General features: G+C 62.5%; 9 protein-coding genes. All 9 read right to left on the bottom strand.

Translation table 11 applies throughout. The features are described 5' to 3' along the window. Nucleotides 1-647: ABC transporter ATP-binding protein (locus Q0S16_RS07530; protein ID WP_295846656.1), on the bottom strand; the 647-nt coding region annotated here is incomplete at its 3' end. Between the two features lie 11 nt (nt 648-658). Then, nucleotides 659-1,939, bottom strand: a complete 1,281-nt coding sequence (locus Q0S16_RS07535; RefSeq protein ID WP_295846637.1) for a lipoprotein-releasing ABC transporter permease subunit — start codon at nt 1,937-1,939, stop codon at nt 659-661. A gap of 75 nt (nt 1,940-2,014) precedes the next feature. Further along, nucleotides 2,015-3,334 (bottom strand): proline--tRNA ligase, encoded by a 1,320-nt coding sequence (gene proS / locus Q0S16_RS07540; protein WP_295846640.1) that lies wholly within the window; start codon nt 3,332-3,334, stop codon nt 2,015-2,017. A gap of 458 nt (nt 3,335-3,792) precedes the next feature. Continuing rightward, nucleotides 3,793-4,182, bottom strand: a complete 390-nt coding sequence (locus Q0S16_RS07545) for a hypothetical protein (protein WP_295846642.1) — start codon at nt 4,180-4,182, stop codon at nt 3,793-3,795. 48 nt (nt 4,183-4,230) lie between these two features. Then, a complete protein-coding gene (locus Q0S16_RS07550) occupies nt 4,231-4,506 on the bottom strand; it encodes a DUF1467 family protein (RefSeq protein WP_295846644.1) in 276 nt (91 codons plus the stop codon). 6 nt (nt 4,507-4,512) lie between these two features. Further along, a complete protein-coding gene (gene mce / locus Q0S16_RS07555; RefSeq protein ID WP_295846647.1) occupies nt 4,513-4,917 on the bottom strand; it encodes a methylmalonyl-CoA epimerase in 405 nt (134 codons plus the stop codon). 25 nt (nt 4,918-4,942) lie between these two features. Further along, the gene (locus tag Q0S16_RS07560) at nt 4,943-6,622 is read right to left on the bottom strand and encodes a ribonuclease J (RefSeq protein WP_295846649.1); all 1,680 of its coding nucleotides are present in this window, start codon (nt 6,620-6,622) and stop codon (nt 4,943-4,945) included. After that, on the bottom strand, nt 6,619-7,434 hold the full coding sequence (locus Q0S16_RS07565) for a biotin--[acetyl-CoA-carboxylase] ligase (protein WP_295846652.1): 816 nt from the start codon (nt 7,432-7,434) through the stop codon (nt 6,619-6,621). Before Q0S16_RS07565 ends, Q0S16_RS07560 begins: the two co-directional genes overlap by 4 nt. Further along, nucleotides 7,435-8,659: NADH-quinone oxidoreductase subunit NuoN (nuoN, locus tag Q0S16_RS07570; RefSeq protein WP_295846654.1), on the bottom strand; the 1,225-nt coding region annotated here is incomplete at its 5' end.

Raw genomic sequence — 8,659 nt, forward strand, 5'->3', positions numbered from 1 at the left:
CGGCCCGCCAGCTCCATATTATGGGTCGCGATCAGCATCGCCACCCGGGTCGCCTTCACCAGCTGCATCAGCGCCTTGAAGACGTGGTCGGCGGTGTGCGGATCGAGGTTGCCGGTCGGCTCGTCGGCGAACAGCACCCGCGGCGCGTTGGCGACAGCGCGGGCAATCGCCACGCGCTGCTGCTCGCCGCCGGATAATTCCGAGGGCCGGTGCGTGATGCGCTCGCCCAGCCCGAGATAGGCCAGAATCTCCTTCGCCCGAACCACGGTTTCGGCGCGTTTCAGGCCGCGGATCATCTGCGGCATCATGACATTCTCAAGCGCGGTGAATTCCGGCAGCAGACGGTGCGACTGGTAGACGAAGCCGATATCGGTGCGGCGGATCTGGGTGCGCTCGGAGTCCGACAGGCCGGACGTCGCGGTGCCGCCGACATAGACCTCGCCCTCGTCCGGGCTCTCCAGCAGGCCGGCGATGTGCAGCAACGTCGATTTGCCGGAGCCGCTTGGCGCGACCAGTGCGACCGACTGGCCGGCCCACAGCGCCAGCCTGGCATTATCAAGGATGGTCAGGACGGTCGCGCCCTGGGTGTATTGCCGCTTGATGTCGTGGAGATAGACGACCGGTACATCCTCGCCCGCCTGCGCCATGTCAGTCATCTCTACTCGTACCTTAGCGCTTCAACGGGATCGAGGCGCGCGGCGCGCCAGGACGGATACAGGGTGGCGAGGAAGGACAGCGTCAGCGCCATGATCACCACGGCGCTGGTCTCGCCGACGTCGACCTCGGCCGGCAGTTTGGAGAGAAAATACAGTTCCGGCGAGAACAGTTCGGTGGAGGTCATCCAGGAGATGAACTGCCGGATCGACTCAATATTCATGCACACCAGCAGCCCGACCGCGAAGCCGACCAGGGTGCCCACCACGCCGATCGCCGCGCCGGTGATCAGGAAAATCCGCATGATCGAGCCCTGCGTCGCGCCCATGGTGCGCAGGATGGCGATGTCGCTGCCCTTGTCCTTCACCAGCATGATCAGTCCAGACACGATGTTGAGCGCCGCCACCAGCACGATCAGGGTCAGGATCAGGAACATCACGTTGCGTTCGACCTGCAGCGCGTTGAAGAAGGTCGAATTGCGCTGCCGCCAGTCGACCAGGAAGATCGGCCGCCCCGCCGCCTCGGTCACCGTCTTACGGTACTCGTCGATCTTGTCGGGATTGACCGTATAGACCTCGATCGAGGTGACATCCGAGGCACGGTTGAAATAGGCCTGCGCCTCCGTCAGCGGCATGAACACGAAGGTCGAATCATATTCCGACATTCCGATCTCGAACACCGCGGCGACCTTGTAAGGCTTGATCCGCGGCGTCGTGCCCATCGGCGTTACCGCCCCCTTCGGCGCCACCAGCGTGATGTTATCGCCGGCATGGAGCGACAACTGGTCTGCCAGTCGCCGGCCGATCGCAACGCCCTGCCCGTCGTCAAAGCCTTCGAGCGTGCCCTGCTTGATGTTCTTGGCGATGGAAGTGAGGTTGTTGAGGTCGGCTGCGCGAATGCCGCGCACAAACACACCCGAGGCCCCGAAGGCAGAGGATCCCAATGCCTGGCCATCCACCACCGGCGCGGCCAGCCGAATGCCCTTGACGCCATTGATGCGCTCGGCGACGTCCTTCCAGTCGGTCAGCGGGCTTTCCAGCGGCTGTACCAATAGATGACCGTTGAGGCCTAGAATCTTGTCCAGTAGTTCCTTGCGGAAGCCGTTCATGACCGCCATCACAATGATCAGCGTGGCAACGCCGAGCATGATGCCGAGGAACGAGAAACCGGCGATGACGGAGATGAATCCTTCCTTGCGGCGTGCACGGAGATAGCGTCCGGACAGCAGCCATTCGAAGGCGGCGAAAGGTGGGGTTCGAACTGGCTCGCTCATGGCATCATCCATCGTTCGAATCTCACACGATTCGGGCTAATTCTAGCCGCATACTCGGCACATCGCGACCGCTCGGTGGATAAGTCGTCAGGACGTCAGCCTGGCGACGGCCTCAGCCGCGCTGATATTCTCGCGCGAACCGTCACTACGTCGCTTCAATTCAATCTTGCCGTCGGCCAACCCCTTCGGACCGACCAGGATCTGCCACGGCACGCCGATCAGGTCGGCGGTGGCGAATTTGCCGCCGGCGCGCAGGTCTGTGTCGTCATACAGGACGTCCACACCCTTGGCGGAGAGTTCCTTGTAGAGCGCCTCGCAAGCCGCGTCGGTCTCGGCCGCGCCCTGCTTCAGGTTGAGGATGGCGACCCGGAACGGCGCCACGGCTTCCGGCCAGATGATCCCGTTTTCGTCATGGCAGGCCTCGATGATCGCGCCCAGCAGGCGCGACACACCGACGCCGTAGGAACCGCCATGAATCGGCAGCTCGGCGCCATCGGCGCCGGCCACCATGGCCTTCATGGCCTCGGAATATTTGGTGCCGAAATAGAAGATCTGCCCGACTTCGATGCCGCGCGTCTGCACGCGCTTGTCGGCCGGCACCTCGCGGTCGAACCGCTCGGCGTCATGGACGTCCTCGGTGGCGGCATAGACCGACGTCCATTGCGTGATGATGTCAGTGAGATCGCCGTCATAGTCGACGTCATCCGGCGGCACCGGCAGGTTGAGCACGTCGCTGTCGCAATACACCGCCGATTCGCCAGTCTCGGCGAGCACGATGAATTCGTGGCTGAGATCGCCGCCGATCGGGCCGGTTTCGGCGCGCATCGGGATCGCCTTCAGGCCCATCCGCGCGAAGGTCCGCAGATAGGCGACGAACATCCGGTTATAGGAGCGCCTGGCTGCGGCCTCATCGACGTCGAATGAATAGGCATCCTTCATCAGGAATTCGCGGCCACGCATCACGCCAAATCGCGGACGCTGCTCGTCGCGGAATTTCCACTGGATATGGTAGAGGTTGAGCGGCAGGGACTTGTAGGATTTCACATAGCCGCGGAAGATGCCGGTGATCATTTCCTCATTGGTCGGTCCGTACAGAAGCTCGCGCTTATGGCGATCCTGGATCCGAAGCATCTCCGGCCCGTAAGCATCGTAACGCCCGCTTTCGCGCCACAAATCGGCGAGTTGCAATGTCGGCATCAACAGCTCGATCGCGCCGGCGCGGTTCTGCTCTTCGCGCACAATCGCCTCGATCTTGCGCAATACCCGCAGGCCCAGTGGCAGCCAGGCATAGATGCCGGCGGCCTCCTGCCTGATCATGCCCGCACGCAGCATCAGCCGGTGCGAGACGATCTCCGCCTCTTTCGGAGTCTCCTTGAGAATAGGCAGAAAATAACGCGATAATCGCATGGGCACGCTCAAGAATCGTCGGACACGGGATCAACGAGTGAAACCGGATCGGCTGCCAAAACACAAGGGCAGCGGGGCACGGTCACGATCACGAGTATGGCTTTTGCGGCACTCGCCAACGTCGTTTCAGCCGCTGGGTAAAATGCCGGTAGTATGATGGTATCAGCGAATGCCTCAATTTTAAACAGCATTGCTGAAATTGGTGACAAGCCGAAAAAGATCGGCTACGAATCAAAACGCAGGCGGTCTGCAAGGACAAAGTCTGGTGGTCCAAGTCTCGGGAGGAGCCCTGACGCGCTCAAGCAGCGTCAACCCGTCGTCAAGGATAAAAATCCAAAAAAGCCGGGTTAATAGGGTCGACACAATTTTCCGAGCAGGGCCGCGGCCCTGCTCTTTTTTTTGATTTTCTTGTCACAATCTACCGCGGGAACGCGCAAGACGGCGACGCAGGGTTGCCGTCAATCTGGCGACAGCGCCGGCTGTTTCGGCTTTATGCCGGACAGCCATGAACAGAGCGCGCCCTGAACCGCGCCGACGATACCAAACGTCAACAGCTGACGCAGCGGAATCGGCACGGCGGTCCAGATCACAATCATGGCGATACTGACCGCGTAGCCAAAGATGGTCGACGTCAGAACTTTCGGCCAGAGTTGCATCTTGTCTTCGAGAAACCAGTCCTCGAGCCACATCACCAGCGCTGGGATCAATCCGAACCAATAGGCGAACGGCAGCCCCATCAAGAAGCCGGGAAATCCGCCGATGCTCTTGCCGGCGGACAGTTCGCGCAGTTCAAACACGACAAATCCGACCGCCGGGCCGAGCAGCAGGAAGATCAAAAAGCGCTTCATATCGTTCCTCCGATACGCGGCGCCACGCCGGCGCTGGATTCGCGCCGGCTAGATCGGCACGCCCATCAGTTTCGACAGCCGCTCAATATTGAAATAATCCATACGATAGCAATACATGCCGATGCCGAACAGGACCGCTGAAATCAGCGTAGTCCACAGCAGCTTGCGGCCTATCCGGCTGATGACGGGGGCGCCGGGATCGGTACCATCGGTCCCCTCGCCGTCTTCATGCTGGCTGCGCACACCAAACGGCAGCGTCAGGAACAACGTGATCCACCAGACAACAAAGTAGACCGCCAGCGCCGTTGAAATCGTGTAGGCCATCGATCCTCAGGACTGTTCGATTTCGACAAGAGCACCGGAAAAATCCTTGGGGTGCAGGAACAGCACCGGCTTACCATGGGCGCCGATCTTCGGCGTGCCGTCGCCTAGCACCCGCGCGCCTTCACCGATCAGCGTATCGCGCGCCACCAGGATATCCGGCACCTCATAGCAGAGGTGATGGATCGCACCGTCGGGATTGCGCTCCACGAATTTAGCGATCGGGGAGTCCTCGCCCAGTGGCTGGATGAATTCGATCTTGGTGTTCGGCAGCGTCGCGAACACCGTGATCACCCCATGCTCGGGCAGCGGCACCGTGGCGGAAATCTCGGCACCAAAGGCGGTGCCATAGATTTTTGCCGCTTTCTCCGCGTCGGCGACCGCGATCGCCACGTGATTGAGCCGGCCTAGCATGGAGTTCTCCGTCATTTTACCGAGGCTACTTCTCGACCTGCATGATGTGAACGTAGCACATCGTCTTCTTGCCCCACTGCTCCTGCAGCGCCGAGCGCACGGCACGACGAACGGATTCGGCGATGGCGTCGGGATCGCGCTTGCGCGCCTTCGGCAGGTTCTCGACAATGTTGACGACGATATCGAAGACGATGTCATCCATCGCCTCGCCCTTGGCATTCTTCTCGGGGATCCCGATCAGGTCAACCGCGGGTTCATCGGCGAGGTCGCCCTTGGCGGTGACGGCGATGCCGACAAACGCGCAACCAGCCATCGCCAGACGCCGCCGTTCCGAAACGGCGCGCGACTTGGAGTCTTCCAGGATCGAGCCGTCCTTGTAGATCTTGCCGGACGGAATTTCCTCGATGACCGCGGCATCGCCGGGCGACAGCCGGACCAGATCGCCGTTCTTGACGATCATGGTGCGCGGCACGCCGCATTCACGCGCCAGCTTGGCGTGCTCGTGCAGATGCAGCGCCTCGCCATGCACCGGGATCAGCAATTGCGGGCGAACCCAGGAAATCATGTCACGCAATTCGTCGCGGCGCGGATGTCCGGAGACGTGGACCAGATGGGTGCGGTCGGTGACCACCTCCACACCCTGGGTGATCAGGCCATTGATGATGGTGCCGACGGCCTTCTCATTGCCCGGAATGGTCCGCGACGAGAAAATCACGGTGTCGCCCCTGTTCAGGGTCACCAACGGGTGATCGTCATTCGCGATGCGCGACAGCGCGGCACGCGGCTCGCCCTGGCTGCCGGTGCACAGCGCGATCACCTTGTCTGGTGGCAAATGCCCATACATGTCGGCACCGCGGAACGCCCGCACGCCGTCGAGGAAACCGGTCTCGCGCGCGACCTGAACGACGCGTTCCATGGCGCGTCCGACCACGACAACTTCGCGGCCCGAGGCCTCGGCAGCTTCGGCGACGGCGCGCAGCCGCGCCACGTTGGAGGCGAAGGTGGTGACGGCAACGCGGCCCTTGGCGGCCTTCACCAGTTCGGTGATGGTCTTTGCAACTTCCATCTCGGAGGGCGAGCGCCCTTCCCGCACGGCGTTGGTGGAATCGCCGATCAGCGCCAGCACGCCGGCATCGCCGAGTTCGCGCAAACGGCGCTCGTCGGTCGGCTTGCCGATGATCGGGGTCGGATCGATCTTCCAGTCGCCGGTGTGCAGCACAGTGCCGGCAGCGGTGTGGATCGCCAGCGCGTGCGATTCCGGGATCGAATGCGCGACCGGAATGAACTCGACCTTGAACGGCCCGAGTTCGATGGTGCCGCCCGACGCCACCACGGTGACGGGGATCTTCGGCGGGTTACGCTCGGAGGCGCATTTGGCCTGGAACAGCGCGGCGCTGAACTGCGTCGCGTAGATCGGACACTTCAGCTTCGGCCACAGGTCGATAATGGCGCCGAAATGGTCCTCATGGGCGTGGGTGAGGATCAGGCCGACGAGGTTCTTGCGCTCCTTTTCCAGGAAGCGCACGTCCGGCATCACCAGGTCGATGCCGGGCAGATGTTCCTCGTCGCCGAAATAGACGCCGAGATCGATCGCCAGCCATTTCTGGTTGCCGCGATTGCCCATGCCGTAAATCGACAGGTTCATGCCGATCTGGCCGACCCCGCCGAGTGGCGCGAAAGTAAGTTGGTCTGGTTTGGTTGTCATTGTGTTGCCCCTGCCGACGCGGTCGACCCGAAATGAACGTCACCGGCAGAAATCGGAATGCGCTTGCCGTCCGATGTGCTGACGATCAGACAGCCGCTTTCGTCGATGGTGTCGAAAATGCCTGAGATGATGGATGAACCTGATTGGATGGAAACCGGCTCGCCTAGCCCCGCGGCGCGCGCCAGCCAAGATGAACGGATTTCGTCGAAGCCGCGGCCGTTATCCCATATCCCGCGGTACTCCGTCCAACTATCTGACAATGCATTGAATAAATCTTCAGCGCTGGTATCTATGCCGAGCGCGCGGAGCGCGGTGGCCGGATACGGCGTGCCTTCGGGGAATGCCACCACATTGGTGCCGATTCCAACCACCACGGCGAGCCCGCCGTCACCGACCGCCTCGGCTTCCAGCAGGATGCCGGCCAGTTTGGCGCGACCTGCCAGAACGTCGTTGGGCCATTTCAGCGCAAACTTCATCTCTTCCGATCCTGGCGATCTGAGCAACGCCTCCATGCTGACCCGGGCCAGCGCGGCTTCCAATGCCAGTCCCGCCGCAAAGCCAAGGGTGGCTGCAAGGGCGGGCGACACGTCCATGACTTCAAGAATAGAACTGGCAAGATTGCCCCGCGGTGCGACCCACGGCCGATGCCGTCGTCCGCGCCCCGCGGTCTGCTCCGAGGTGACGAACCACATCGGGCCGCGCTCGCCTTCGCGGGCACGGTTCATGGCTTCTACATTGGTTGAGCCGGCGCTGTCGAATGCCGCGAGCCGGTAACCGGCTGCCGCGGCTCGCGGGCCGAGCGAAAACCCCATCTAGAACAGCGACTTGGCAGCGAAAGCAGCAGCGGCGACGAGCGGGGCCGGATAGACAAAGAACAGCACGTTGAACAGGCCGGCCACCGCCAGCACGCCACGCAATTCGATCCGCATCGGGTCGAGCGCACCTTTCGGCTCGTCAAAATACATCAGCTTGACGATGGTCAAATAGTAAAACGCACCCACCACGCTGGCCAGCACGCCCACCACGGCAAGCACGAACAGCCCGGCCTTGATGGCCGCGACGAACACATAGAACTTGGCGAAGAAGCCAGCCAGCGGCGGAATGCCGGCCAGCGAGAACAGGAACATGGCGAAGAAGAACGCCAGCATCGGGTTGGTCCGCGACAGACCGGCGAAATCGCTGATCTTCTCGATCGGCTGGCCGTCGCGCTTCATGGTCAGGATGATGGCGAAGGTGCCGAGCGTCATCGCCACATAGATCGCGATATAGACCAGCACGCCCTGCGCGCCTTCCACGGTGCCGGCGGCGAGGCCAACCAGCGCGAAGCCCATGTGACCGATCGACGAATAGGCCATCAGGCGCTTGATATTGGTCTGGCCGATGGCTGCGAACGAGCCCAGCACCATCGAGGCGATCGAGACGAACACCACGACCTGCTGCCACTGCACCATGATGCCGGGGAACGCGGTCAGCGCCACGCGGGTGAACACCGCCAGCGCGGCGACCTTCGGGGCCGAAGCAAAGAACGCCGTGACCGGGGTCGGCGCGCCTTCATAGACGTCCGGCGTCCACATGTGGAACGGCACCGCCGAGACCTTGAAGCACAGGCCCGCGAGCAGGAAGACGAGGCCGAACACCAGGCCGACGCTGCCGGTGGTCGCCGCCGCAGCGATGCCGGTAAAGGTCACGGTGCCGGTGAAGCCGTAGATCAGCGAGGCGCCGTACAGCAGCATGCCGGACGACAGCGCGCCGAGCACAAAATACTTCAGGCCGGCTTCGGTCGATTTGGCGTTGTCGCGGTTGGACGCGGCGACGAAGTACCCATTGGCGACCGCGTGGCTGACCTGCTCGATCCGCCACAGATACTCGGACAGGCCGCGCGAGGTGGCGCTCGGGATCAGGACGATCTCCGCCCCGTTGAGGCCAAGCGCGCGGGCGCCCTCCGGGAAGTGGCGGTCGTAGCAGATGTACACGCCGACCTTGCCGACCGCGGTCTCGAAGACCGGGTAGCCGAGGTTCCCGGGGCGGAAGTAGTAC

The sequence above is a fragment of the Tardiphaga sp. genome (genome assembly GCF_025356345.1).
Classification (GTDB): domain Bacteria; phylum Pseudomonadota; class Alphaproteobacteria; order Rhizobiales; family Xanthobacteraceae; genus Tardiphaga.

Coding starts and splice junctions, on each gene's coding strand:
- proS (WP_295846640.1), bottom strand. CDS start 3,334: ATGCGATTATCGCGTTATTTTCTGCCTATTCTCAAGGAGACTCCGAAA.
- mce (WP_295846647.1), bottom strand. CDS start 4,917: ATGCTAGGCCGGCTCAATCACGTGGCGATCGCGGTCGCCGACGCGGAG.
- Q0S16_RS07560 (WP_295846649.1), bottom strand. CDS start 6,622: ATGACAACCAAACCAGACCAACTTACTTTCGCGCCACTCGGCGGGGTC.
- Q0S16_RS07550 (WP_295846644.1), bottom strand. CDS start 4,506: ATGGCCTACACGATTTCAACGGCGCTGGCGGTCTACTTTGTTGTCTGG.
- Q0S16_RS07545 (WP_295846642.1), bottom strand. CDS start 4,182: ATGAAGCGCTTTTTGATCTTCCTGCTGCTCGGCCCGGCGGTCGGATTT.
- Q0S16_RS07565 (WP_295846652.1), bottom strand. CDS start 7,434: ATGGGGTTTTCGCTCGGCCCGCGAGCCGCGGCAGCCGGTTACCGGCTC.
- Q0S16_RS07535 (WP_295846637.1), bottom strand. CDS start 1,939: ATGGATGATGCCATGAGCGAGCCAGTTCGAACCCCACCTTTCGCCGCC.